At 56.0% G+C, this 26947-nt stretch carries 22 protein-coding genes; 8 read left to right on the forward strand and 14 right to left on the reverse strand.

Annotated elements, in window-relative coordinates; translation table 11 throughout:
- Positions 1-15 precede the first annotated feature (15 nt).
- Together KAJ71_RS21145 and KAJ71_RS21150 are read left to right on the forward strand one after the other, a co-directional pair.
- Positions 16-288 (forward strand): hypothetical protein, encoded by a 273-nt coding sequence (locus KAJ71_RS21145; protein ID WP_248947496.1) that lies wholly within the window; start codon positions 16-18, stop codon positions 286-288.
- 32 nt (positions 289-320) lie between these two features.
- Complete coding sequence (locus KAJ71_RS21150) at positions 321-1157, forward strand: N-acetylmuramoyl-L-alanine amidase (protein WP_248947497.1); 837 nt, start codon at positions 321-323, stop codon at positions 1155-1157.
- A 119-nt stretch (positions 1158-1276) separates the two neighbouring features.
- Here KAJ71_RS21150 and KAJ71_RS21155 read toward each other — a convergent pair whose 3' ends face one another.
- Together KAJ71_RS21155 and KAJ71_RS21160 are read right to left on the reverse strand one after the other, a co-directional pair.
- Complete coding sequence (locus KAJ71_RS21155; protein ID WP_248947498.1) at positions 1277-2287, reverse strand: 3-beta-hydroxysteroid dehydrogenase; 1011 nt, start codon at positions 2285-2287, stop codon at positions 1277-1279.
- 151 nt (positions 2288-2438) lie between these two features.
- A complete protein-coding gene (locus KAJ71_RS21160) occupies positions 2439-3881 on the reverse strand; it encodes a DUF2867 domain-containing protein (RefSeq protein ID WP_248947499.1) in 1443 nt (480 codons plus the stop codon).
- Positions 3882-4158: 277 nt separating this feature from the next.
- Here KAJ71_RS21160 and KAJ71_RS21165 point away from each other — a divergent pair, with 277 nt between their 5' ends.
- Entirely contained in the window at positions 4159-4506 is a 348-nt protein-coding gene (locus KAJ71_RS21165; RefSeq protein ID WP_065685346.1) for a DUF1294 domain-containing protein, read from the forward strand.
- Positions 4507-4567: 61 nt separating this feature from the next.
- Here the strand turns inward: KAJ71_RS21165 and KAJ71_RS21170 are convergent, their stop codons facing one another.
- The 6 genes from KAJ71_RS21170 to KAJ71_RS21195 all read right to left on the reverse strand — a co-directional run bounded on the left by KAJ71_RS21170 (position 4568) and on the right by KAJ71_RS21195 (position 12410).
- Positions 4568-5560, reverse strand: coding sequence for an MBL fold metallo-hydrolase (locus tag KAJ71_RS21170; protein WP_248947500.1), 993 nt, complete (start codon positions 5558-5560; stop codon positions 4568-4570).
- Positions 5561-5651: 91 nt separating this feature from the next.
- Positions 5652-6668 carry a low-specificity L-threonine aldolase gene (gene ltaE, locus KAJ71_RS21175; protein ID WP_248947501.1) on the reverse strand — a complete coding sequence of 339 codons (1017 nt, stop codon included), beginning with the start codon at positions 6666-6668 and terminating at the stop codon, positions 5652-5654.
- 108 nt (positions 6669-6776) lie between these two features.
- Positions 6777-8498, reverse strand: a complete 1722-nt coding sequence (gene poxB / locus KAJ71_RS21180; protein ID WP_248947502.1) for a ubiquinone-dependent pyruvate dehydrogenase — start codon at positions 8496-8498, stop codon at positions 6777-6779.
- A gap of 125 nt (positions 8499-8623) precedes the next feature.
- A complete protein-coding gene (hcr, locus tag KAJ71_RS21185; RefSeq protein ID WP_248947503.1) occupies positions 8624-9628 on the reverse strand; it encodes an NADH oxidoreductase in 1005 nt (334 codons plus the stop codon).
- 55 nt (positions 9629-9683) lie between these two features.
- On the reverse strand, positions 9684-11333 hold the full coding sequence (gene hcp, locus KAJ71_RS21190; protein WP_248947504.1) for a hydroxylamine reductase: 1650 nt from the start codon (positions 11331-11333) through the stop codon (positions 9684-9686).
- A 180-nt stretch (positions 11334-11513) separates the two neighbouring features.
- A complete protein-coding gene (locus tag KAJ71_RS21195; protein WP_248947505.1) occupies positions 11514-12410 on the reverse strand; it encodes a LysO family transporter in 897 nt (298 codons plus the stop codon).
- A 180-nt stretch (positions 12411-12590) separates the two neighbouring features.
- Here KAJ71_RS21195 and KAJ71_RS21200 point away from each other — a divergent pair, with 180 nt between their 5' ends.
- Positions 12591-14249, forward strand: a complete 1659-nt coding sequence (locus KAJ71_RS21200; protein WP_248947506.1) for an ATP-dependent endonuclease — start codon at positions 12591-12593, stop codon at positions 14247-14249.
- On the opposite strand, the gene KAJ71_RS21205 is transcribed toward KAJ71_RS21200, so the two are convergent.
- Positions 14246-15187 carry a VirK/YbjX family protein gene (locus KAJ71_RS21205; protein WP_248947507.1) on the reverse strand — a complete coding sequence of 314 codons (942 nt, stop codon included), beginning with the start codon at positions 15185-15187 and terminating at the stop codon, positions 14246-14248. The genes KAJ71_RS21200 and KAJ71_RS21205 overlap by 4 nt on opposite strands.
- A 199-nt stretch (positions 15188-15386) precedes the next feature.
- Between KAJ71_RS21205 and macA the strand changes: the two genes are divergently transcribed.
- Positions 15387-16499, forward strand: coding sequence for a macrolide transporter subunit MacA (gene macA / locus KAJ71_RS21210; RefSeq protein ID WP_248947508.1), 1113 nt, complete (start codon positions 15387-15389; stop codon positions 16497-16499).
- Entirely contained in the window at positions 16499-18445 is a 1947-nt protein-coding gene (macB, locus tag KAJ71_RS21215) for a macrolide ABC transporter ATP-binding protein/permease MacB (RefSeq protein ID WP_248947509.1), read from the forward strand. The genes macA and macB overlap by 1 nt, the downstream gene beginning before the upstream one ends.
- 75 nt (positions 18446-18520) lie before the next feature.
- Here macB and cspD read toward each other — a convergent pair whose 3' ends face one another.
- Complete coding sequence (gene cspD, locus KAJ71_RS21220) at positions 18521-18742, reverse strand: cold shock-like protein CspD (protein ID WP_248947510.1); 222 nt, start codon at positions 18740-18742, stop codon at positions 18521-18523.
- A 344-nt stretch (positions 18743-19086) separates the two neighbouring features.
- Here cspD and clpS point away from each other — a divergent pair, with 344 nt between their 5' ends.
- Positions 19087-19407: an ATP-dependent Clp protease adapter ClpS gene (clpS, locus tag KAJ71_RS21225; protein ID WP_021804950.1), complete on the forward strand. Its 321-nt coding sequence runs from the start codon at positions 19087-19089 to the stop codon at positions 19405-19407.
- 26 nt (positions 19408-19433) lie between these two features.
- Positions 19434-21713, forward strand: a complete 2280-nt coding sequence (gene clpA / locus KAJ71_RS21230) for an ATP-dependent Clp protease ATP-binding subunit ClpA (protein WP_024529873.1) — start codon at positions 19434-19436, stop codon at positions 21711-21713.
- A gap of 269 nt (positions 21714-21982) precedes the next feature.
- Here clpA and infA read toward each other — a convergent pair whose 3' ends face one another.
- The 4 genes from infA to cydD all read right to left on the reverse strand — a co-directional run bounded on the left by infA (position 21983) and on the right by cydD (position 26569).
- Entirely contained in the window at positions 21983-22201 is a 219-nt protein-coding gene (infA, locus tag KAJ71_RS21235; RefSeq protein ID WP_002211347.1) for a translation initiation factor IF-1, read from the reverse strand.
- 106 nt (positions 22202-22307) lie between these two features.
- A complete protein-coding gene (aat, locus tag KAJ71_RS21240; protein ID WP_248947511.1) occupies positions 22308-23033 on the reverse strand; it encodes a leucyl/phenylalanyl-tRNA--protein transferase in 726 nt (241 codons plus the stop codon).
- A 30-nt stretch (positions 23034-23063) separates the two neighbouring features.
- Positions 23064-24800, reverse strand: coding sequence for a heme ABC transporter ATP-binding protein/permease CydC (cydC, locus tag KAJ71_RS21245; protein WP_248947512.1), 1737 nt, complete (start codon positions 24798-24800; stop codon positions 23064-23066).
- 2 nt (positions 24801-24802) lie between these two features.
- Positions 24803-26569, reverse strand: coding sequence for a heme ABC transporter permease/ATP-binding protein CydD (gene cydD / locus KAJ71_RS21250; RefSeq protein ID WP_248947513.1), 1767 nt, complete (start codon positions 26567-26569; stop codon positions 24803-24805).
- Between the last annotated feature and the right edge of the window lie 378 nt (positions 26570-26947).

The raw sequence follows: 26947 nt of genomic DNA on the forward strand, positions 1-26947 counted from the left end.
TAACAAGGAAGTTAAATGGAAAATACCACACAGATCAGCAATGAACTGCAACAGAAAATTAGCCAACTGACCAAGTTGATGACTTGGCTGTTGATCGGGGGCGTTGCCACGCTTGGAATGGCTCTGCTTAAGTTCTTTACCGGTGAGTTTGACCCCATATATCATTCGATTGAGGCCGCGCTTGGGCTGTACTGTCTGGCTACGTGGGTCAAGAGCTATTACGGTCGACAAAAGCTGTTGCAGCAATTGCGTGCGGCAGAGACTGCGTCAGATTCCGCCATATCCTGATGGCGGCATTTCGCAGCAGGAAGGAGCATATTTTGGTTAAGTGGTTGTGGATCGCTGCGATTGGAGTTTTGACGGGGTGCCAACAGCAATCCACCAGCACGCTGGTGGATCACGGCAGCTATCAGTTGGAAACCCTGCATCAGGCTCCTGGGGCCGATCAGCGTATTCGGTTCCTGGTGATGCATTACACTGCAGAAGACTTTCACTCATCGCTGAAAACGCTGACGGATGAGCACGTCAGCGCCCATTACTTGCTGCCCGCCCATCCGCCACAGCGGAGCGGCAAACCGGTGGCTTATCAACTGGTACCCGAAACGCTACGTGCCTGGCATGCCGGGGCCAGCAATTGGCGTGGGCGTAGCAATTTGAACGATACCTCGATCGGCATTGAGATCGTCAACCAGGGCTTCACCCATAACTTGCTGGAGACAGACTGGCAGCCCTATACACCCGAGCAAATTGCGTTACTGATCCAGCTTAGTCGCGATATTGTGCAGCGTTACGCGATGCAACCGACGGACGTAGTAGGGCACAGTGACATCGCCCCCCAGCGCAAGCAGGATCCTGGCCCACTCTTCCCGTGGCAACAACTGGCGCAGGCAGGTATTGGTGCCTGGCCGGATGAGCGGGAAGTGGAATGTTATCTGGCCGGTCGTGACAAGCAAGCACCGGTGGCGATGGCATCACTATTGGAAAAGCTGGCGCGTTACGGCTATGGCGTCGATCCTACATGGGATACCAAGCAGCAGCGGAACCTGGTAGCGGCGTTTCAGATGCATTTCCGGCCCAGCGATTATCGCGGTGAGCCAGATGCGGAAAGCGAGGCGATTATAGAGGCGTTGCTGAGTAAATACGGAGCTATGCGCTAACGCCAAAAGAAATGCCCTCACGCTCTCCCACAGTGGGCCGATCGAGTTTGCTGAGATTATCTCTTTACTGCCAAATGTGCAGGGACTATCAGCTCCCTCTCCCTGTGGGTGAGGGTGAGTTATAGCCCGTGCAGATTACCGTGCTCTTTTAACCAGCGAGCGGTACGACTAATGCCTTCTTCCAGCGAAACAACTGGTTGATAGCCTAGCTCCCGCTGTGCGCGGGTGGTGTTCAGCGTCAGATCGAAATTGAGCTTGGCCACGCCGTAATGGGTCAAAACGGGTTCTTTGTCGCTTTTACTGCCCAGCTTTTCCATGCCACGCGCCATCATATCCAGCATCGGGTAGGGTACCGAACGGATGCGGCACTTCATGCCCAACTCATCGATCAGCTGTTGCAACACGGTGCGCAGCGGGCAGGCTTGCTGGTTGGATATGTTGTAGGCCCGTCCTGAAGGGGTGTCTTCCTTCATAGTGGCCAGCCACATGGCGTGTACCGCATTATCCAGATAGGTCATATCAACCAGCGCATTCCCGCCTCGCGGTAACAGCAGGCTGCCGTAATGTTTGATCATATGCAGCAGGCGCGGCAGCATGATCTTGTCGTGTGGGCCAAATAGCCCCTGTGGGCGCAGGATGGTGAAGTGGGTTTGCGGGTTGGACAGCGCCAACTGTTGCACCACCTGTTCCCCGGCGGCCTTGCTGCGGGCAAACTCGTTGGCATAACGAACCGGGCGGAAGTCTTCATCCACATTGCGGTGATGGTGATAATCAAAGTAAATCGCCGGCGACGAAATATGAATGAACCGTTCTACGCCGTAGGCCGCAGCCCATTCCCCCAAACGGCGGGTAGCGCGGACGTTGGCCAGTTCGAAGGCTTCTTCCGTGCCCCATGGGGAAGTGAAACCGGAGCAGTGCCACAGCACGTCCACATCCGCCAGCATGGCTTTGGCCTGCGAGGAGATCAGGTTGGTGAGGTCGCAATGGATGAATTCGGCACCCAGCTTTTCCAGCAGGCAGCCCATGGCCTGATTGCGCCCGGTGGCACGCACTTTTATGCCTTGGCGGCGGAGATATTCAACGGCGTTACGGCCTAACCCACTGGTTGCACCGGTGACCAATACCTTCATAACTCACTCTGTTCTCACCAAAAATCAGGATGCTGAGGGCGTTTTAGCGCGTCCCAGCAAATAAGATGCCATTCTTTCGTGATTTTGTGCGCTATGCAATGAGAAAGGACCTAACCGCAGCAGCAAACTGTGCGGTTGATCGACAATTAGACTAATGAGGACGTTGGTTATCGTACTCTTCAGCCAATTGGGCAATCCGTTTGGCCATGCCACGGAAAATAAACAGGTGGGCAGGCATCATGACAAACCAGTATAACAGCCCGCTGAAACCGGCAGGATGCCACCAGGCGCGGACATCGACCTGGCGGCGATCGCCCAGGTCTTTGATGCTGAAGGTCAGGCGGCCTAGTCCCGGCGCTTTCATCCCGAACATCAATGCCAACTGGCGCAACGGTTTCTTGGTGATCACCTTCCAGCCATCGACCAGATCGCCGATTTCCAGGGTGTCACGCTGCGGTCGGCCATAAACGACGCCGTTGCCGATCATATCGTCCATGCGGGCGCGGATTTGCCACAGGATATTGGCGTAGAAGTAGCCTTCTTTGCCACCCAACTGTTGAACGACATGCCATAGCGCCTCACTAGAGGCCTGTGTTTCCAGCTCACAGCCCGCATGTTTGGGGTAGAAGCCATAACCGGGGCGCCAGCGGGCCCGGGCTTCAGGATCATAACCCCAGTCGGCAGAGTCGACCACCTCATCTTCGCGGCGTAGCGTTTCCTTCACTGCCTCATCAAAGGTTTGGAGTGGCTGTGGGATCAAGGCTTGCAGCGGTTTACCATCGGCAGGCAGGTCATGGTTCAGCCCCTGGATGAGCGCGCTGGCAATCGAGGTCGGCACAGAAGTGATCATGCTGATAAACCATACCGAGATAAAGCGTGTCGGCAGCGGTACCGGGATCAACCAGCGCTTTTTGCCGCTAATCTTGATAAAGCGCTCAAACAGGGTTTGGTAGCTGATGTACTCCGGCCCGGCCACGTCAAAAGTACGGTTTTCCTGCGCCGGGTGTTGCAGCAGTTCGGTCAGGTAAGTGAGCAGGTTATCCAGTGCGACCGGGGAGGATTTTGACCGCACCCAACGCGGCGGCGTCAGGATCGGCAGGTTATAGACCATATCGCGCATGATCTCGAACGCGGCTGACCCTGGGCCAACTACAATACTGGCGCGCAATTCGGTAACAGGAATGCCGCTTTGGCGCAGGATTTCGCCGGTCAGTTTACGGGCAATGAGGTGAGGAGAGCTATTGCCCTCTGGTTGCAGTGCGCCAAGGAAAATAACCTGTTTAACGGTGGAACCCCGCAGGGCATCGCGCAGGTTTTCCGCCGCCTGGCGCTCCTTTTCGATAAAATCATCGCCATCGCCCATGCCGTGGATCAGGTAGTAAACGGCATCGATCTGCCATAGCGCCGCCGTTAGCGTTTCTGGACGATAGACATCCACATAGCGGCAGCTTACGTGCGGCCAGTTTTGCTCTTCCAACCATTCTATGCGGCGTGCTGCGGCGGTGATCTCGTGGCCTTGCTCGGTCAAACGGGGGATCAGGTGTTGGCCGATATAACCGCTGGCTCCAAGAACCAGAATACGTTGGGAGGTCATTGCGCTGCCTTAATTGATTGATGTTAATGTGAGCGTAGTTTTACCCGTCGTCTTTCAAGCTGCAGCGTTGTTACCTGCACTTACTCACCCCAGTCACTTACCCAAAAGTAAGCTCCTGGGGATGAGTAAGCTTGTCGCCTAGCTGCAGCTTGAAATCCATAGGGTATAGAATGACAAATTAGCGAGCTAAATGCACTTTTTGTATGGGTATCAAAAGTTGCATCTGCACGTAGGGCGGTTCACACTACGCGGCGATCAAGCAATGAGCCTATGCCCGATGAAAATCAATTCTCTGTGTTATTTGCTGCTGCTAATTGCCTTGGCTGGCAGCCTGTGTTTTCCCGCTCCGCTGTGGACGTGGTTGCTGCTGGTAAACTTGCTGACCCTGCTGATCTACGGTGCCGATAAGCTGGCCGCCTGCAAAAGTTGGCAACGGGTGCCGGAAATAACCCTCCTGCTGTTCGGCGTGCTGGGCGGTTGGATAGGGGCCATTATCGGGCAACGACTGTTCCGCCATAAAACGCAGAAACAACCGTTCAAAACCTATTTTATCCTCAGCGTAGTGCTGAACCTGCTGCTGATACTGGCTGTGGGTTACTGGCTCTATGGCCGGATGGTGGTTTGAGTTCCTGCAATGTGCACAATTAAACGGGCGCCGCATGCGCCGCCCGTTGTCATCAACTGCGTTAAGGTTTCTTCTCGCCGACGACCACTGGAGCATATTCAACCGGCACCCACGCATAGCCTTTACCTTCGACTCGTATATGGCCCAGGCCAGGGAAAGGTAAGTGCGCTCCGCCAACCCACAGCTTGTTTTCAGCCGCATCGGCAAACACCTTCTGCCGGGTAGCGATTGCCTGTTTGGAGTCCGTGTCAAAGTCCACTGCGACTTCAGGTTTGGTAAACTGCAAAGAGTGACTGTGGACGATATCCCCCCACAACAGCAGTTTCTGGCCGCCGGAGCTGAACAGGTAAGAGGTATGCCCAGGCGTATGGCCCGGTGTCGCTATCACCTCCAGCCCAGGAAGTAACTGCTCCCCAGGGCTGTACAATTTCAGCTTGCCCTGTTCGGCATAAGGGGCCACGGCGTCCTGGGCCATCTTGAACATCGGCTGCGCGTCCTTCGGGGCTTTGGACGCTATCTCTTTACTCAACCAATAATCTCCATCGGCCTTGGAGGCATAGACAGTAGCGTTAGGGAAGGCGGCCTTGCCCTGATCGGTGATGCCGCAGGCGTGATCGGGGTGCAGATGCGTCAGCAATATCATATCAACCTGCTCTGGCTGATAACCTGCCGCACGCAAGTTGTTTTTGATAGCCCCCAACGTTGGTCCAAAACACTGCGAGGTACCGGCATCGACCAAAACCAGATGCGTACCGGTATTCACCAGAAACGCGTTAACCGCCGTCTGTATGCCTGACTTGCTGTCGGTAAACATGCGGGCGAACAGCTTTTGCATATCCGGCTCGCTGACACCGTGGAACAGTTTGGCGTCCAGTTTGACGTAACCGTCGTACAGCGCTGTCACCTCCAGGTTACCCAACATCATGCGGTAATAGCCGGGAACCTGCGTCTGCTGTTGGGCTGGCGCCGGGGCGGCGCTGGCTGGCAAGGTAAACATCATTCCACTGCTAGCGAGGGTGAGAGCTAATAACGTCTGGCGAAATTTATGACTCATAGATGACATCCCTTCAGGTATTGGAACTAGGCTGAGATAGCGGGTTTGGCGAGAACCGGGAGGCGGGGCCTCCCAGTGTTACTGCAAAAAGTTAGGCGCGCTGCTGCAAGAATTCCCGCCACAGATCGACCACTTTTTGCAGATCCTGGCGGCTAACGTTGAGGTGCGTCAGGATACGGGTCAACGGCCCGGCGCTGATTAACACACCACGTTCGCGCATCCAGGGGCCGAGCTTGGCCGCCAGCTCCGGGGATTGGCGCAGGTACAGCACGTTGGTTTGTGCGCCAGGTTCGGCAATATCCACGCCAATGTCACGTAGCTGCTGTTCGAGCCATTTGGCGTTGTCATGATCTTCTTTCAGCCGCTCGACGTTGTGCTCCAGCGCATAGAGCCCGGCCGCCGCCAGAATACCGGCCTGGCGCATACCGCCACCGGTCATCTTGCGCCAGCGGTTGGCACGTTGAATAAACTCTTCGCTACCGCATAGCAGTGAGCCGACCGGTGCACCCAGGCCTTTCGATAGGCAAATGGTGAAGGTGTCGCAATACTGGGCAAGGGTTTTCAGCGGCACGTTAAGCGCCACCGCCGCGTTGAAAATGCGCGCGCCGTCAATGTGCAGGGCCAGCTTGTGTTCACGGGTGAACTGCCAGGCCTGTTGCAGATATTCCAGCGGCAGCACACGGCCGCTGATGGTGTTTTCCAGGCTCAGCAGACGAGTCTTGGCGAAGTGAATATCATCGGGCTTGATGGCGGCGGCGACTTTGTCTAACGGCAGTGTGCCATCGGGATTGGCTTCGATCGGCTGGGGTTGAATACTGCCCAGCACGGCGGCACCACCAGCTTCATATTTGTAGTTATGCGCCTGCTGGCCAACGATATATTCCTCACCACGTTGGCAATGGCTCAGCAGGGCTACCAGGTTGGCCTGGGTGCCGGTAGGCAGGAATAATGCCGCCTCTTTGCCAGAGAGCCTGACCGCTTCAGCCTGGAGGGCGTTGACGGTGGGATCGTCGCCATATACGTCGTCGCCGACGTCAGCCTGCGCCATGGCGGTGCGCATCTCTGCGCTAGGTTGGGTAACGGTGTCACTGCGTAAATCGATAAGCATACGGGTCCTTGGTAGCCGATGAGGAAGTGGCTTTCATCATAACCGGATTAGCGCGGGGCAAAAGCGGAAAATGCAGGGGACAACCAACTTCATTGTCCCCAGAAGCGATTAACGCAGCCAGTTGGTTTTAGCCAGTTCGACGACCTCATCACCACGGCCATTGATGATGGCGCGCAGCATATACAGGCTGAACCCTTTGGCCTGCTCGAATTTGATCTGCGGCGGCATCGCCAGCTCTTGTTTGGCGGTGACCACATCAAGCAAGGCGGGGCCTGGATGGGCCAGTATTTCCTGTAATGCTGCGTCCAGCTCGGAGGCCTTTTCTACCCGAATGCCTTTGATACCTGCCGCATTGGCGATGGCGGCAAAGTCCGGGTTGTGCAGATCGGTGCCATCGGTAAGGTAACCACCGGCCTTCATCTCCATCGCCACAAACCCCAGCACGCTGTTATTGAACACCACCACTTTGACTGGCAGCTGCAACTGGGCCAGCGAGAGAAAATCTCCCATCAGCATGGTGAAGCCACCGTCACCGCACATGGCGATCACCTGTTTATCCGGTTCGGTACCTTGGGCACCAATCGCCTGCGGCATGGCGTTGGCCATTGAGCCATGGTTGAACGAGCCGAGCAGGCGGCGTTTGCCGTTCATTTTCAAATACCGAGCTGCCCACACCGTCGGCGTGCCGACATCGCAGGTGAAGATGGCGTCATCCGTGGCTGAGTTGCTGATTTGCTGTGCCAGATATTGTGGGTGGATCGGCTGGTCATCGTTGGCGGTAGCCAACCCGTCGAGATCTTTACGCGCTTCTCGGTAATGCTCCAGCGCCTTATCGAGAAACTTGCGGTCGCTCTTGGCTTGCAGCTGTGGCAGCAAGGCGCTTAGCGTCGTTTTGATATCGCCCATCAGCGCCATATTGACCGGGCAATGTGCACCGATACTGCCGGGGTTGATATCGATCTGAATGATATTGGCATGGGTAGGATAAAACGCCCGATAAGGGAACTGAGTGCCTAGCAGCACCAGCGTATCCGCGTTCATCATGGCGTGATAGCCGGAAGAGAAACCGATCAGCCCGGTCATGCCGACGCTGTAAGGGTTATCCCATTCGATATGCTCTTTACCGCGCAGGGCGTGCACAATCGGGGCCTGCAAAAGTTCGGCCAGTTTGACGACTTCGTCATGCGAACCGGCGCAGCCGCTGCCGCACATCAGGGTGATATTTTTGGCGCTGTTCAGCGTTTCTGCCAGTTTTTGCAGCTCGCTCATCGGTGGCTGCATCAATGGGTGCGCAGGCGTATGCCACACCATGCTGGCATCTTCTGGGGCCATTTGCAGGGCGACATCCCCCGGCAGCACAATCACCGAGACGCCACGGTTGAGGATCGCTTTGCGCATGGCGATCTCGAGTACTCGCGGCAGTTGCTCTGGATTGGACACTAGCTCGCAGTAATGGCTGCATTCGCGGAACAGCTCTTGCGGGTGCGTCTCCTGGAAGTAGCCACTGCCGATCTCGCTGGAAGGAATATGAGCGGCGATGGCCAGCACCGGGACGTGATTGCGGTGGCAATCGAACAGGCCGTTGATCAGGTGCAGGTTGCCGGGGCCGCAGGAGCCTGCGCAGACCGCCAGTTGGCCAGTGAGCTGCGCTTCGGCACCGGCAGCAAAGGCGGCGACTTCCTCGTGGCGGGTGCCCATCCAGGCGATGGTTCCCATCCGATGCAGGCTGTCACTCAGGCCGTTGAGCGAATCGCCGGTAACGCCCCAGATCCGTTTTACACCTGCCTGTTCCAGCGTTTTGGCGATCAGCGTGGCTACTGTTTGCTTCATCGTTCCTCCAGTCATTATCCAAAATGAGGGATACTCGCCCGGTTAGAGGCAAACAGAAAGTGTAGAAGGGCATTAAGGGATACGCTTACCGATATGTGCCCCGTCGGGAAGATGGGGCCAAAGCTTCAGGCGAGGGTGACGTCACCCTGTAGCTGGCAGCTACAGGCCAACACGTAACCTTGTTCGATTTCCGCCGGGGTTAACGTCATGGTGCTGGTGGTGGTGTATTGGCCATCGATAATACGGGTTTTGCACGAGCCGCAAACGCCAGCACGGCAGGCGGCATTGACCGGTAACTTATGGGCTTCTAAAGCGGCGAGCAAGGTGCTGCCGACTGGCACGCGGAATTCACGCAATGGCTGACCGATGCGCAATGTTAACTGACCGCTTTTCCCATCGTCCAACGTTGCCGAGGTGTGGAACTGTTCCTGGTGGAAATTGGCGGCAGGGACGCCGAGCCCCAGGCAAAGCTGTTCAACCTGTTGCATGTAAGGGGCCGGGCCGCAGGTCATCACGGTGCGTGAGGCGATATCCGGCGCGGTCTGTTGCAACACCTGCTCATTGATGCGACCAGACAGGAAGCCGGGTTGCGCATCCTGCTCTGCCATTAAGGTCAGTTGCAATTGTGGATGGGCGGCACATAGCCGTTGCCACTGTTCGGCAAAAATCACATCGGCAGGGGTGCGGATGTTAAAGATCACCCGGATATCACATTGCGGCTTGTTCACCACCAGCCAGCGGCACATCGACATAATTGGCGTGACGCCACAGCCGGCAGCCAGCATCAGGTAGCTATCGCTGGGGTGTTGCACGCAGCTGAATTCTCCCTGGGCGTCTGATAGCCAAAGTATTTGGCCAGGTTTGACCTCTTGCGTCAGCCAGCGTGAGCCGAGGCCATCCGCCAGGCAACGTACGCTGATGCTGATAAAAGGACTCAGGCCGGGTGAAGAGGAGAGAGTATAGGCGCGCAGCGTATCTTCACTGTCGCGAATGCTGACCAACGCAAACTGACCGGGCTGATAAGGATAAAAGTCGTTATTGATCAGGTTCAGCGTCCAGACGTCGGCGGTTTCCTGTTGCAAGGAGTGCACCTGCATCGGGTTGGGGCAAAGTGGGCTGGGTTGGCTCATAGGGCACCTCAAAACAAACGGGGCCGCCGCGATGGGCAGCCCCGGAATAACGGCCTTAGCCGAGAAGGGTTTGCATATCCTGCTCTACGGTGGTGACCGAACGCAGGCCGAATTTTTCATTCAGCACCGCCAACAGATTGTCAGTCAGGAAGGCCGGGGCGCTTGGGCCGGTGACGATATTTTTCACCCCTAGCGACAGCAGCGTCAGCAGAATGACGATTGCTTTCTGCTCGAACCACGACAGCACCAGGCTGAGCGGCAGATCGTTGACCGTGCCACCGACTTTCTCGGCGAGTTTGACTGCCAGCATTACGGCGGAATAGGCATCGTTACATTGGCCAACGTCCAGCAGGCGCGGTAGCCCTTCCAGCGTGCCGAAGTCCAGCTTGTTGAAGCGGTATTTACCGCAACCCAGCGTCATGATCAGACAATCTTGGGGTACGCTGCGTGCAAAATCGGTGAAGTAGCTGCGCTCGTCACGGCTGCCGTCACAGCCTCCTACCAGGAATACGTGGCGCAGTTTTTTCTGAACGACCAGATCGACCACGGTATCGGCGGCGCTGAGCAGCACCTCACGGCCAAAACCGACCGTGATCAGTTGTTCGATTTCGCTGTAAGGGAAGCCAGCCAACTGCTGCGCCTGAGCGATCACAGTGCTGAAATCATCCCCTTCCAGATGGTTGACGCCAGGCCAGCCAACGATGCTGCGCGTCCAGATGCGATCGCCATAATTGCCGACGTTCGGATCGATAATGCAGTTGGAGGTCATGACTATCGAACCCGGGAATTTGGCGAACTCGGTCTGCTGATTCTGCCAGCCGCTGCCGTAGTTACCCACCAGATGCGGGAATTTCTTCAGTTCTGGATAGCCATGGGCCGGTAACATTTCACCGTGGGTATAGACGTTGACGCCTGTGCCTGCGGTCTGTTCCAGCAGTAGGCGCAGATCTTTCAGATCGTGGCCGGAAATCAGGATCGCCTTGCCCGCCACCGGGCGCACGTTGACCGTGGTCGGCTGTGGGTCGCCAAAGGCACTGGTTTCGCCGCGATCTAGAATAGCCATCACGCTGAAGTTCATTTTGCCGATGGCCATGGAGTTGTTCAGCAGGGTGTCCAGATCGCTCGGTTGGGTGCCCAGCCAGGCCATGAAGGCGTGGTAATCGGCATAGATCTGGTTGTCGAACTGGCCCAGCACATGGGCATGTTCCATATAGGCGGCGGCCCCTTTCAGGCCGTACAGGCACAGCATCCGTAGGCCGTGGATATCGTCGCCTACCTCGGCTTTATCTTTATTAAGAGCAAACTGTGCAGCCTGTTGCAACAGCGCAGGCATATCGTTGCCGGTCAGTTGCAGCTGAGCCAGCGGGTGATCGACCTGCACACTGGCGTCGAGCAGGCGGCAGCGAACCGCCAGCGAGTCACGCAGGGCAATGGTGTCATGTGCATAGCCGATAATGCGTTCGGAATCGAAGTTAACGTTGGTCAGCGTAGAGAAGAAGGCGCGTGGGGAGAAACTGTCGACATCATGATCGATAATACCCAACGCACGCGCCTGCAATGCCCAGGCAGATAGCCCTTGCAGCGCCGCTATCAACAGATCCTGCAGGTCGGAGGTTTCTGCCGTTTTGCCGCACATCCCTTGAGCGTAAGAGCAGCCGTTACCTGCCGGTGTCCGGATGGTTTGTTCACATTGCACACAGAACATAATCGCTTCCTTTTTTAAAGTTGCATTTATAATGCTTGTTTTGAAGCATAGATCGATGACGCAACCTTAAAAAGGCTTTTGTGATACAACTTTAACAAAGTTTGATTTAGAACAAGTTGGCGTGCGGATGGGAATTATTACGCTTTGATCAGCAGGCGCGGCGAGCCGCGCCCGTGGGCGTCAGGAGAACAGGGCGATTAACACCGGAGCCAACAGACTCAGCAAGAATCCGTGCACAATGGCCGGAGGCACCATTTCGATCCCGCCGCTGCGTTGCAGCACCGGCAGCGTGAAATCCATCGAAGTGGCACCACATAAACCCAATGCAGAGGAGCGACTACGACGCACCAGCGTAGGGAGCAGCATTATTGCCACCAGCTCACGAGCCAGATCGTTGAAGAAGGCGGTGCTGCCCATCACTGGGCCATAGGCGTCGGTGATCAGGATGCCGGAAAGAGAGTACCAACCAAAACCCGAAGCCATCGCCAAACCGGCTTTCAGCGGCAACCCCAGCAGCAGTGCGGCCACTGCACCACCCGCCAGCGAACTGAGCGCCACCACCACGGCGACCATCATGCCACGGCGATTGAGGGCAATCTGGCGCAGCGTCATCCCACTGTTGCGTAGCTGTGCGCCTACCAGAAGCAGCAGAAACAGTAGGGCGTATTCACTGCCTTGACCGGCATATTGCAGCCAGTGCCACTGGGTGAGGCCCAAGGCAAAGCCACCCACTACCACCCCACAAAGCTTCAGGGATTCCAATGCCATATGCAGGCGTGAGGGCAACGTTTCTTGCTTGTGGGTACTGTGCCAGGGGCGGCGGCGTTCAAACAGCGATAACCACAGGAGGTTGGCGCAGAAAATACACACAAAAAACACCAGGGTGTACTGAAAGATCAGCACCAGGTTGCTGCTGAGGTTTTCCAGGAATGCCAGGCTGATCCCCATGATGAACAGGATCACATACACCATCCAGCTCAGCAGGCGGTTAATGGCCCGGATCAGGGTGACGCTACGCAAGGGGACAAGATAACCGACGATCAGCGGTATCAGTATAATCAGCAGTCCTGAATACATGTGAAACTAGCGTCCTTTAATCAGATGGGAATACGGCAAACTCAACACGCTAACCAAAATGGGCTGCAGAGTAAAGTGGCTGATTTACGCTGTTTGCAGCACGCAGTGGGAATGTCTACTTGACCTGCAATGGCTTTATTGCTCATCCTCATGCTATCAGGCGAATAAAGGAGTCAGCAGATGTACCTGGAGCGTATTGAGATTGTAGGATTCCGCGGTATCAACCGGCTTTCACTGACGCTGGATGATAATACCGTGCTACTCGGGGAAAATGCCTGGGGCAAGTCCAGCCTGCTGGACGCCATGACCTTTTTGCTTGCCCCTGAACAGACGCTGTACCGCTTTGAAGCCAAAGATTTCTATTTCCCACCAGGCGACGAGGCGGCCAAAGATCGTCATTTGCAGATTATCTTCACTTTTTGCGAAAAGGATACTGGCCACGCGTACCTGCCGCGCTATCGCCATCTTTCACCGCTGTGGTCGAAGGGGGAAGATAACCTGAGCCGCATTCATTACTGCTGCGAAGGGGAATTAGACGATGATGGCACGGTATGCACCTGGCGGCGTTTTCTTGATGCCGATGGCAACGCCTTGCACCTGCACCATATCGATCAACTGGTGCACGCCCTGATCCGTATTCATCCGGTGCTGCGGCTGCGTGATGCGCGCTTTATCCGCCGTCTGCGGCCCAGCTCACTCAGCGATCGCCTCCCAGCCGATAACGAAGCCCTGGCACAGCAGTTGGATCAACTGACGCGTGAACTGGTGCGTAATCCGCAAAAGTTGACGAACTCCGAACTGCGGCAGGGGCTAGCGGCGATGCAGCAGTTGCTTGAACACTATTTTGCCGAGCAAGGTTCGCAGGTTGCCGGGCCTCGCCGCCATCGTCAGCCGCCGGAACAGCAGGCGTGGCGCTCGTTGGACAGCATCAACCGCATGATTGCCGAACCTAACAGCCGCAGTATGCGTTTGATCCTGTTGGGGATGTTCTCTACGTTGCTGCAGGCCAAGGGCAACGTAAAACTCGATCCCCATGCCCGGCCATTATTGCTGGTTGAAGACCCGGAAACGCGGCTGCATCCCATCATGCTGTCGGTGGCCTGGGGGTTGCTCAACCAGATGCCGTTGCAGCGTATTACCACCACCAACTCCAGCGAACTGGTGTCGCTGGTGCCGGTGGAGCATATTTGCCGCCTGGTGCGCGAGTCGGCCCGGGTTGCCACCTATCGCCTTGGGCCAAAGGGGCTAAGTGCGGAGGATGGGCGGCGCATTGCGTTCCACATTCGCTTTAACCGGCCGGCCTCGTTGTTTGCCCGTTGCTGGCTGCTGGTGGAAGGGGAAACCGAGGTCTGGCTGCTCAACGAGCTGGCACGCCAGTGTGGTTATCGTTTCGAGTCCGAAGGTGTGCGGGTGATCGAATTTGCCCAATGCGGTCTGAAACCCCTGCTGAAGTTTGCCCGACGCATGGGCATTGAATGGCATGCTTTGGTTGATGGCGACGAAGCAGGCAAGAAATACGCCAACACCGTACGCAACATGCTGGATAACCACGAAGATAACGAGCGTGATCGCCTGACCGCATTGCCTGCACCGGACATGGAACACTTCATGTATCGGGAGGGATTCAGCTCGGTCTATCATCGGGTGGCCTCGGTACCGCTAAAGGTACAGATGCCGGTGCGCAAAGTGATCCTCAAAGCGGTGCATCACACTTCAAAACCCGATCTGGCGATTGAGGTGGCCATGCAGGCCGGGGCGTGGGGCACCGACTCGGTGCCACCGTTGTTAAAGAAAATGTTCTCACGCGTGATGTGGTTGGCGCGGGGCCGGGCGGACTAGGAAAAGTGTTTGCTAATCCCCAGCTGGAGTTCATCCAGTAGTTGGTAACGGCGGCGATATTCCGCGCGTTTTTTGCTGGCGATGTCTTCCATTGGCTTGCGGGCAATGCGCTCGGGTAATAGGAAATAGTCGTTATCGAGTTGCTTGCCGCCCATTGAAAGCCAGAACTGATCGTAATCGGCATGCAACTGACTTTTCTTTTTGTGGTGGTAGCGCCAGTTCTGGTAAATATGGGTGGCGTTACCAACCGCGATCAACTGCCGGATCCCCAACTGTTGGGCCAGGTGGCAAATGCCTTCCAACACTAGGCGTTTTGGAAACAGGCCGTGGCAGGCTTTGGTCGTATTCTGGATCTCAGTGTGTGGTACCGCGCAATTAGCGCCTTGCATACCGCCGATAAATAACGTGGGTTTTTGCTGGTAATTCATCAAGGTGAAGGTCATTTCAGCCAGCATGATCCCTTGGCTATTGCGTAACAGCAGGGTCGTTTCACCCTCTTTATTCAAGTGGTCTAGCGATGCCAGTTGCAGGCAGATTTGCTCACTATTTTTGTCCTGTGCGTGGCTTAAGAGAAAGGGATGGCTACCAAGTTGGCCGAGGTGCATCTTCAGCGGCATGCGTTGGGCGATCAGATCGTAGTGATCGCGCAGGGCCAGCAGACGGTCGATGCGGCTTATGTTGTTCGCCAGATAGGGGCGATGCAGTTTGCATGGCAGATTGGGCTGTGCGCTTAAAATTTCATCCAGCAGAGGATTGGCGGCCAGTGTGTTGAGCAGGCTACGAGTCGTTGGCCAGCAGAGCAGTGAACGGCCAAGAAACTTTAGGCGGAATGACGTTTTTTTCCAGGCATTGCTGGGCACTTTCTCGCCATTGATCAGTGCCGTCATCAGTTGGCTGGCCGGTTTGGCCGATATGAGTGGATAGCTGAGCTGAGACATGATGAAATCCTGATCCGTGTCCAAATGACTATTTCATCAAGGTTTGACTAAACAGTAGTTCAATACGGCATGGCAAAATTGCATTGCATGAAATACGTTGAGCTTGGGTTTAGTTACTGATAGAGCAACATGATAATTTACTTGGGTTGCCATGGTTGGCAGCCTGAGAACGACAGGAAATAGGTAGGAACAGACATTGATGTGGTTATTCAGAGGTAAAAAACGCGGGTTGGTGGTGTGCGCCGTTCTGGTGGTGCTCGCCATTGTGGCTTATTGGCGCTTTAGCCATCCGACTCCAATAGAGTTTACAACGGTCAAGGTCGCTAAACGCGATCTAGAGCAAAGTGTATTGGCAACTGGCCAACTGGATGCGGTACGTAAGGTTGATGTGGGGGCTCAGGTCAGCGGTCAGTTGGAGAGCCTGAAGGTCGAGATTGGCGAAAAGGTGCAAAAAGGCCAACTGCTCGGCATTATCGATCCTCAACAGGCACAAAACAGCATTCGCGAAGGCGAAGCCACGCTACAGCAACTGCACGCCCAACTGCAACAGGCGTTGGCGGAGCAGCAACTGGCGACAGTGACCTTGCAGCGTAACCGCGAACTGGCCAAGGTGCAGGCGGTATCGCACCAGGATTTGGATAAATTCACCACAGAACTGGCGGTAAAAAAGGCGCAGGTTGAAACTACCCGTGCGCAGATCGCCAAAAATCAGGCCAGCCTGGATACCGCCAAGATAAACCTGACCTATACCCGTATCGAAGCGCCGATGGACGGTGATGTGGTGCAGATCACCACCTTGCAGGGCCAGACGGTGATCGCTGCGCAGCAAGCGCCCAACATTCTGACGTTAGCAGACATGAGCACCATGCTGGTGAAGGCTCAAGTTTCTGAGGCAGATGTGATCCACCTCAAGCCGGGGCTGAAAGCCTGGTTTACCGTGCTGGGCGATCCGAGCAAACGTTACGATGGCGTGCTGAAAGACATTCAGCCCACGCCAGAGAAGGTTAACAATGCCATTTTCTATTACGCGCGTTTCGAAGTACCAAACCCACAGGGCTTGCTGCGTCTGCAAATGACCGCGCAGGTGCATATTCAGCTGGCTGGCGTCAGTGATGCGCTGGTGATCCCGCTGGCGGCATTGGGGGATCAGATTGCCGATAACCGTTACCATATTTCGGTACTAAAACAGGGCAAGGAAGAGAAGCGTGAAGTCACGATCGGCATTCGCAACAATGTGGATGTGCAGATTGTCAGCGGGTTACAGGCCGGTGAAGAAGTGATTGTCAGCCGCGGCGGCGCGGAGGCCAGTTGATGACGGCACTGTTAGAACTTAGTGATATTCGGCGCAGCTATCTCTCCGGCGATCAGACCATAGACGTGCTGAAAAACGTCAGTCTGCGCATTGATGCCGGTGAGATGGTGGCGATTATGGGGGCTTCAGGCTCCGGTAAATCGACGCTGATGAACATTCTCGGCTGCCTGGACAAGCCCAGCGCCGGGACTTACCGCGTAGCCGGGCAGGACGTGGCAACGCTTGATGGCGATGCGCTGGCTCAGCTGCGGCGCGAGCACTTTGGCTTTATCTTCCAGCGTTATCATCTGCTACCCCATCTAAGTGCGGCGCATAACGTGGAGGTGCCTGCGGTTTATGCCGGGTTGAGCAAGGCAGCACGGCGCGAAAGGGCGGCGGCTTTGTTGCAACGTCTGGGGCTGGGGGAACGTATCACCTACCGGCCAAGCCAGCTTTCGGGGGGGCAGCAGCAGCGCGTCAGTATTGCGCGGGCTTTGATGAACGGTGGTCAGGTGATCCTGGCGGATGAACCGACCGGTGCGCTCGACAGCCATTCCGGTGAAGAGGTGATGACGATCCTCAAGCAACTGCGCGAGCAGGGGCACACCGTGATTATCGTCACGCACGATCCGGCGGTAGCGCAGCAGGCGGAGCGGATTATCGAGATCCGCGACGGTGAAATCATCGCCGACTCTCGGCCACAGGCGCAGGGTAACCCGCAGGCCAAAATGCTGGATATGGCCACGCCAGCACCTTCCTGGCAGCAGATGGCTGGCCGTTTCCGTGAGGCGTTGGTGATGGCTTGGCGTGCTATGGCAGCCAACAAAATGCGCACGGCGTTAACCATGCTGGGGATCATTATCGGCATTGCCTCTGTGGTTTCGATCCTGGTGATCGGCGACGCGGCCAAGCAGATGATCCTGGCAGACATCAAATCCATCGGCACCAACACCGTGGACATCTATCCCGGCAAAGACTTTGGAGACGATGATCCCAGCTTCCGCCAGGCGTTGAAGTATGGCGATCTAAGTGCGTTGCGTGAACAACCCTATGTCAGTGCGCTTTCACCGAATATCAGCAGCAGCATGCGGCTACGGTTTGGCAATATTGATGTGGCCGCCAACGTTGCGGGCGTCAGTGAACAATATTTTCGAGTTTACGGCATGACCCTTTCCCAGGGGGTTGGTATCGATACCCTACAGGTGCAATCCCAGGCGCAGGTGGTGGTGATCGACGCCAATACCCAGCGGCGGCTGTTCCCGCATAAAAAAAACGTGGTGGGTGAGGTGATCCTGATCGGCAATATGCCAGCCACGGTAGTGGGTGTGGCGCAGGAAAAGCAGTCGATGTTCGGCAGCAGCAAGGCGCTGAGCGTATGGGTGCCCTATAGCACGATGGCCAATCGCCTGATGGGCAACGACTATTTTGACTCGATCACCGTGCGTATCCGTGAGGGCTATAACAGCCAGGAAGCGGAACAGCAACTGACGCGGTTGTTGACGTTGCGCCACGGCAAGAAAGACTTCTTCACCTACAATATGGATAGCTTGGTGCAAACCGCCGAGAAAACGACGCGAACTCTGCAACTGTTCCTGACCCTGGTGGCGGTGATTTCGCTAGTGGTTGGTGGGATTGGGGTGATGAATATCATGCTGGTTTCGGTAACGGAAAGGACGCGTGAAATCGGCATTCGCATGGCGGTGGGCGCGCGCTCCGGCGATGTTCTGCAACAGTTCCTGATCGAGGCGGTGCTGGTCTGTCTGGTGGGGGGCGCGTTGGGGATCGCACTGTCGTTCGCGATTGGCCTGTTGGTGCAATTGGCGATGCCGGTCTGGCAGATCAGCTTCCCACCAGTGGCCTTGTTGAGTGCGTTCTTGTGTTCCACCGGTATTGGCGTGGTGTTCGGCTATCTGCCGGCACGCAGCGCTGCGCGGTTGAACCCGATTGACGCCTTGGCGCGTGAGTAATAGCAAAAATAAAATGCCAGCCTTACGGCGGCTGGCATTTTAACTTGGCTATGCAGAAGTGGCTTGGGGAAGCGTTTAGGCCATTACCTCGCTTTCCAGCGGCATAATCAGGCTCGCGTGGTTCCCTTTCGGCCCTTGATGCACGTCGAACCTGACCTGTTGACCCGCTTTCAACGTTCGGTAGCCATCCATTTTAATTGTTGAATAATGCGCGAAGATATCTTCACCGCCGCCTTCCGGGCAGATAAAGCCGAACCCTTTGGCGTTATTGAACCATTTAACAGTACCCGTCTCCATGCTGCTACATCCCTCGCAATGCTATTTTTAAAATGAGATGAATAACTGATCCATGTGAGTACCAACTGGTCAAAAGACCAACAACTCACAAAATTACACTCTAGAGCAAATGATCAACACGTCAAGGGATCGGCCAATGAGCGCGTCGGGCAGTTCACCAAAGTTTGAAGTAGTTAACGCTATTGACATGGTTTGGTAACAAATTATGGCCGCGACAACAGCGATTAATCGCGTTGTGCTGCGGCACGTTAACCGCGAAGATGGTAAAATAGTCTTGATACTCCCGTTTGAATAACCCGAACATGGCCCCATATACTGAGGCATGGCAGAGAAGATGAGCAGCAATGGGCAATAGCAACGATTGGCTAAATATTGAACACTTGGCCGAAGAAAAACAAATCGATGCGGTAAAACCGCCGTCAATGTATAAAGTTATACTTAACAACGACGATTACACACCGATGGAATTTGTGATTGACGTTCTGCAAAAGTTCTTTTCTTATGATATTGAACGTGCAACGCAACTGATGCTCACGGTCCACTATCAAGGCAAGGCGATCTGTGGTGTTTTCACCGCCGAGGTGGCGGAAACCAAGGTGGTCCATGTGAACCGTTACGCAAGGGAGAATGAGCATCCGTTGCTCTGTACGCTGGAAAAAGCCTGAAAAGGCAATCTATTGGGGAGGTGCCTATGCTCAATCAAGAATTGGAACTCAGTCTCAACATGGCTTTCGCCAGAGCGCGCGAGCACAGACATGAGTTTATGACCGTGGAGCACCTGTTGCTGGCATTACTCAGCAACCCTGCCGCGCGCGAAGCGCTCGAGGCTTGTACGGTGGATCTGGCCGCGTTACGCCAGGAGCTGGAAGCCTTTATCGAACAAACCACACCAACGCTGCCCACCAGCGAAGAGGAGCGCGACACCCAGCCGACGCTCAGCTTCCAGCGAGTGCTGCAGCGTGCGGTATTCCATGTGCAGTCCTCCGGCCGGAGCGAAGTGAGCGGTGCCAACGTGTTGGTGGCGATCTTCAGCGAACAGGAGTCCCAGGCGGCATACCTGCTGCGTAAACACGACGTCAGCCGTCTGGACGTGGTGAACTTCATTTCACATGGTACACGTAAAGATGAGCCGGGCCAGGCACCTAATGCGGAAAACCCGGTAAACGAAGAGCAGCCTGGAGGGGAAGACCGTATGGAAAACTTCACCACCAACCTCAACCAACTGGCCCGCGTCGGCGGTATCGATCCGCTGATTGGTCGTGACCGTGAACTGGAGCGAGCCATTCAGGTGCTGTGCCGCCGCCGTAAAAACAACCCGCTGCTGGTGGGTGAATCCGGCGTAGGTAAAACCGCCATTGCCGAAGGGCTGGCGTGGCGGATCGTGCAGGGCGACGTGCCAGAGGTGATGGCAGACTGCACGCTCTACTCGCTGGACATCGGCTCATTGCTGGCGGGCACCAAATACCGTGGTGATTTCGAGAAGCGCTTCAAGGCGCTGCTCAAACAGCTAGAGCAGGATAAGAACAGCATCCTGTTTATCGACGAAATTCACACTATCATCGGTGCCGGTGCGGCTTCTGGTGGGCAAGTGGATGCCGCCAACCTGATCAAACCGCTGCTGTCGAGCGGCAAGATCCGGGTGATTGGCTCCACCACCTATCAGGAGTTCAGCAATATTTTCGAAAAAGACCGTGCGCTGGCGCGTCGCTTCCAGAAAATAGACATTACCGAGCCGACGCCAGAAGAGACCATTCAGATCATCAACGGTCTGAAAACCAAATACGAAGCGCACCATGACGTGCGTTACACCGCTAAAGCGGTACGTGCTGCGGTGGAGCTGTCGGTGAAATACATCAACGACCGTCACCTGCCGGACAAGGCGATTGACGTGATCGATGAGGCTGGTGCGCGTAGCCGGTTGCTGCCGGTGAACAAGCGTAAGAAAACGGTCAACGTGGCGGATATCGAATCCGTGGTTGCACGTATTGCGCGTATCCCGGAAAAAACCGTCTCCGCGAGCGACCGCGACGTACTGAGAAGCCTGAGTGACCGCCTGAAAATGCTGGTGTTTGGCCAGGATCCGGCCATCGAGGCGCTGACCGAAGCGATCAAGATGAGCCGTGCTGGTCTGGGCCAGGATCGCAAGCCAGTGGGTTCCTTCCTGTTCGCCGGGCCGACCGGGGTAGGTAAAACTGAGGTTACCGTGCAGTTGGCGAAGGCGCTGGATATCGAGCTGCTGCGATTTGATATGTCCGAATATATGGAACGTCATACCGTCAGCCGTCTGATTGGTGCGCCTCCGGGCTACGTTGGTTACGATCAGGGCGGCCTGCTGACCGATGCGGTGATCAAACATCCGCACGCGGTGGTCCTGCTGGATGAAATCGAGAAAGCGCACCCGGATGTGTTCAACCTGCTGTTGCAGGTGATGGACAACGGGACGCTGACCGATAACAACGGCCGTAAAGCAGACTTCCGTAACGTGATCCTGGTGATGACTACCAACGCCGGGGTACGCGAAACCGAACGCAAATCGATTGGCCTGATCGAACAGGACAACAGCATCGATGCGATGGACGAGATCAAGAAGGTGTTTACGCCAGAATTCCGTAACCGTCTGGATAACGTCATCTGGTTCAACCATCTGTCTCCTGCGGTGATCCAGCAGGTGGTCGACAAGTTTATCGTCGAACTGCAGGCCCAGCTGGATGCCAAGGGTGTATCAATGGAAGTGAGCGACGAAGCGCGTGACTGGCTGTCGGTGAAAGGCTATGACCGTGCGATGGGCGCTCGTCCAATGGCGCGTGTGATGCAGGAAAGCCTGAAAAAACCGCTGGCCAACGAACTGTTGTTTGGTTCTCTGGTTGACGGCGGCTCGGTGAAAGTCGAGCTGGATGCAGACAAAAAACAGCTGACTTACCACTTCCTCAGCGCCCAGAAGCGTAAAGCGGATGAAGGTGCTGTGCACTAAGCGGTAGACTGGTAATAAAAAAGCGATGCCTTGGCATCGCTTTTTTTATACGTGAATTTCACGGACTGCTGTAAGGGCGTCGTATGCTGTTAAAAAGGCGCAGCATGCGGTCGAACAGAATATGTCGCCCTTATAAAATGAGTGAGCCCTCTCAGTTTACCTGCGCCAATACAACTCGGTGGAGAACGTTGCTGCGGGGGTAAACGGAAAGGGCTCTTTTGAGGGATCACATCCTCGGTGTCGCCAGTGGCTGGCGACGAGTGAGCCGATTAACGGCTACGGAAGACAATGCGGCCTTTGCTCAGGTCGTACGGGGTCAGCTCTACAGTGACTTTGTCACCCGTCAGGATGCGGATATAGTTTTTGCGCATTTTACCGGAGATATGAGCGGTAACCACGTGCCCGTTTTCCAATTCAACACGGAACATGGTGTTCGGCAGCGTATCAAGAACGGTGCCCTGCATTTCAATATTGTCTTCTTTGGCCATCGAATCCTCTAGGTGTAACTACCTTAGTTTTTAACCGGCAAGATAATGCCGAAAAACCCACATTATGTAAAGGAGTGTCGGTGAACAATGCACCGATTCCACAAAATTAGTCAGTTTGGGAGGGCAGTTCAACCAGCTGTGGGGGTATGACTTGCGCTGTCCAGCATTCCGGCGCTAACACTCTGCGCTGAAGGTTGCTCAACTGCTGCAAAAATTGGCGGCGGGGAATTTCTCTCGCTCCAAGCCGGGCAGTGTGAGCGTTAAGCACCTGACAGTCAACCAATTCTCCTCCATAACCGGCAAAATGGCGGCAAAACGCCCATAAAGCACACTTTGATGCGTTGGTGGTGCGGCTAAACATTGATTCACCGCAGAACAGCGCTCCCTGGGCGACACCGTATAGGCCGCCGACCAGTTCTTCCCCCTGCCACACCTCAATGGAATGGGCGTACCCGAGGTGATGCAATTGTAAATAGGCTTGCTGTACCTCCTCGCCGATCCAGGTGCCTTCATCGGGGCGGTATGAACATGCGGCGATCACGGCGGCAAAATCATGATTGAGAGTAATGCGAAACGGCGGGTTGCGCAGGAATCGCTTGAGGCTGCGGCTGACATGGAATTGCGCTGGGAACAGCACCGCCCGTGGGTCTGGTGACCACCAGAGGATGGCTTCCCCTGGCGAATACCAGGGGAAGATCCCGCGCTCATAGGCCGCCAACAACCGTGCAGACGTCAGATCGCCACCGATGGCCAGCAGTCCGTTAGGATCGTGCAGGGCGGTCTCTGGTGAAGGAAACGCTGTAGACTGCGATGACAGCTTAACAATGCGCATAAAACCTCTTAGCGTCGCCCACAGGCGGTTTTACAGCGATACATTACTGATACGTTGGTGGAATTGGGCGTAACGACCATGCTGGTGCATTAGCGCTGCGTGGCTGCCTTGTTCCACGATACTGCCGCCGTCCATCACGCAGATGCGATCGAAATGCTCCAGCCCATAGAGCCGGTGAGTGACCAGAATTAACGTCTTGCCGCGGCAATGCTGGCGGAGCAGGGCCAGGATCTGTTGCTCGGTTTCGGCATCCAGCCCTTCGGTTGGCTCATCCAGCAGCAACAACGGCGCCTGATGCAGCAGGGCACGGGCAATGCCCAGACGGCGTTGCTCACCACCGGAAAGCTGGCGGCCACCTTCGCCCAGCCAGGCATTCAGCCCCTCATTTTCCAGCAGCTTATCCAGACCGACTTGTTGCAGTGCGAGGGTTAATTCCTCATCGTTGGCCGCAGGTGCCGCTATACGCAGGTTTTCACGCAGCGTACTGCTGAAGATATGCACCCGCTGGCTTACCACCGTCGTCATGGCACGCAGCGTAGATTCATCATAGCTGGCCAGTGGTTGCCCGTTGAGCTGAATTTTGCCACCGTCGGCATTCCAAGCGCGGGTCAGCAATTGCAGCAGGGTCGATTTACCACAGCCAGTGCGGCCCAGCAGCGCTATGTGCTCGCCAGCGGCGATGTTCAACGTCACGTCGTTCAACACCGGCAGCGGCTGGTCGGGATAGGTGAAGGACACCTCGTTCAGTTGCAGCGCTGCGCCCGGCTGTGAGGCTGGGCCGCTGGCAGGGAAGATGACTTCCGGTTGCTGATCGATGATCTGCTTGACCCGGGTCGCTGAAGCGATCACCTGGCCCAGATGTTGGAACGCGGCGGCGACGGGCATCATGGCTTCAAAAGAGGCTAGGGCGGCAAAGACAAACAGGGCAATCAGGGCCCCCGGTTGGGTATTACCACCGATCCCTGCGGCTGCAAGCCACATCAGTAGCGTGACGGTGAGACCACTTGCCAGGATCATCAGCGCTTGGGCAACCCCCCCTAGCGAAGCCTGTTGCCACTGACGGCTCTGCCAGCGCTGTTCGGTCGCGCTGAGTTTATGACGGAAGCCGTCCAGCGCGCCAAACACCACCAGTTCGGCCTGCCCCTGTAGCCAGGCGGTCAGGTCGGTACGGTACTGGCTGCGTAACAGGGTCAACTCTTCCCCGATGGGCTTACCTGCGCGATAGAAGATCGGTGGAACGGCCAGCAACAGCAATAACAAGATCCCGCCTAGCGTCAGTGCTAGCGAGACATCCAGCCAACTGAGGCCGACGGTGACTACCACAATAATCACCGCGGCACTGACCATCGGCGAAATAACGCGTAGGTAGAGGTGATCGAGTGTATCAACATCGGCAACCAGGCGGTTGAGCAGTTCAGCCTGACGGAAGCGGGCAATACCCCCCGGTGACAGCGGCAGGATTTTGCGGAAGGTAAATACCCGCAGATGGGATAACACGCGGAAGGTGGCGTCATGGCTGACAACCCGTTCTGCATAACGCCCGGCAGTACGGAAGATTGCCGCACCCCGTACGCCAGCGGCCGGCAGCATGTAGTTGAAGGTATACAACCCTGCCAGGCCGGCCAGCGAAGAGGCAGCCAGGAACCAGCCAGACAGGGCTAACAGGCCGATACTGGCCAGCAGGGTGACGATGGCCAGCACGATACCCAGTAAAATCAGAAACGTGTGGCGGCGATACAACGCCAGGAATGGCAGCAAAACGCGCATGATTATAGCTCCCCGCTGCGGTGTGCAATCAGTTTGGCAAACAGACCGGGCTGAGCGCTGAGCGTGGCGTAGTTGCCCTGCTGCACGATTTTCCCGCTGTCCATCACCCAAATCTGGTCATAATCTTCGGTATCTTCCAACTGGTGTGTGACCAACAGCGTGGTCTGCTGATGGGACGCTGCATTCAGCGCCTGCATCACCAAACGTTCGCTGTGGGCGTCCAGGCTGGCCGCAGGTTCATCCAGTAACAGCAAGCGGCGGGGGCTGAGCAGCGCCCGCGCCACGGCCACCCGCTGAGCTTGACCAACGGAAAGCCGGGCAGCGCCATCGCCCAGATCGGTTGCCAACCCTTTTGGTAAATGCGGCAGGAATTCACTGACGTAAGCCTGTTCAACCGCCTGTTGCAATTGGGCCTCGCTGGCCTGCGGGTAGCCGAGCAGAATATTGTCCCGCAGCGTTTGAGCTGGCAGATGGGGGTTTTGCCCCACCCAGCCCAGTTGCTGACGCCAGTTAACCGCAGCCAACTCGCGCAGTTCGATACCGTTGATCAGCAACGAGCCCCGGTAGGGCAGGAAGCCGAGCAGCAGGTTTAGCAGCGAACTCTTCCCGGCACCGCTAAGCCCAACCAAGGCAATGCGTTGATTGGCAGGCAAGGTAAAATCAAGCGGCCCGGCAAGCACTACACCGTTAGGCGAGAGGATTTCCAGCGCCTGCGCCTGCACGGTCAGTGGGTCTTCACTATTTAGCGTTTGAGAACCATTGCCAACCTGCTCGCCCTCGGCGGCCAGGAAGGTTTCCAGCGCTTCGGCGGCACCCACGGCCTGAGCTTTGGCATGATAAAAAGCGCCCAGATCGCGCAGCGGTTGGAAAAACTCCGGCGCCAGGATCAGCACCAGAAAACCGGCAAACAGCGTAACGCCCATGCCGTAGCTACCAAAATCCAGTTCACCGAGATAGGAGAAGCCAAAATAGACTGCTACGACGGCGATGGAAATAGAGGCGAAGAATTCCAGCACGGCGGAGGAGAGGAAAGCCAGGCGCAGCACTTCCATGGTGCGCTGGCGGAAATCTTCCGAAGATTTGGCAATGTGATCGGTTTCCGCCTGGCCGCGATTAAACAGGCGCAGGGTATCCAGGCCGCGCAGGCGATCGAGGAAATTGCCGCTGAGCCGAGCCAGCGCGACAAAGTTACGGCGGTTGGCATCGGCCGCCCCCATACCGACCAGCGCCATAAACAGTGGGATCAGCGGGGCGGTCGCCAGCAGGATAAACCCGGCCGCCCAGTTGATCGGGAAGACGGTGATCAGGATCAGCACCGGGATAAACACGGCCAGATACATTTGCGGCAGATAGCGTGAGTAGTACTCCTGCATGTCCTCGATCTGCTCAACGATGATGCTGGCCCAGCTCCCGGCGGGCTTGCCCTGGATCCAGGCGGGGCCAAGCTGTTGCAGCTTATCCAGCACCTGTGCACGCATACGCTGGCGAATAACCTGCCCGCAAATGAAGCCAACTCGTTCGCGCAGCCAGCTCAGGAAGGCCCGCAGTGCAAAGGTTGTTGCCAACCAGATAAACGACGAAACCAGTTCGCCACGGGGTTGATGCTCGATAATCAGCGCATGGAGCAAGGAAGCCAACAGCCAGGCCTGGGCGACGATCAAAATGCCGCTTGCCAGACCTAACAGCATGGATAAACGCAGCCAACGCTGCGCCAACGTACTCTGTGTTTTGAGCCAACGGGTTAACTGGTGCTGTCTGGTTTTTTTCATCAGGTAGTCTGCGTCGCCGATGCCTGTTGTAGCAGGCTTGGTTAACGTACTGTTAAAAAAGTGTTTGTCTCAGCGGGAAATAAGACAAGTGAACGCTAATGTTACCTCGTCACTAGATAGACGTGAAACAAATATCCTTATACCCGTCGTCTTTCAAGCCGCAGCGTTGTGATCGCCGAGCTATGCCGTACAGGGATGTACCAATGCCGCGAGCGCAGGGATGCGCTAGAGCGGTCGACTTGAAATCCATAGGGTTTAAGAGATGCACCTTTTAAGAAGGGGGAGAGCGAGGACAGAGTTGAAAGTAAAAATCCGCCTTCATAGAAGGCGGCATTGCTTTGGCGCCCCAGAGGGGCGTACTAAGCTCGAACCCGTAGG

Source organism: Serratia silvae, assembly GCF_023282985.1.
Taxonomy (GTDB): domain Bacteria; phylum Pseudomonadota; class Gammaproteobacteria; order Enterobacterales; family Enterobacteriaceae; genus Chania; species Chania silvae.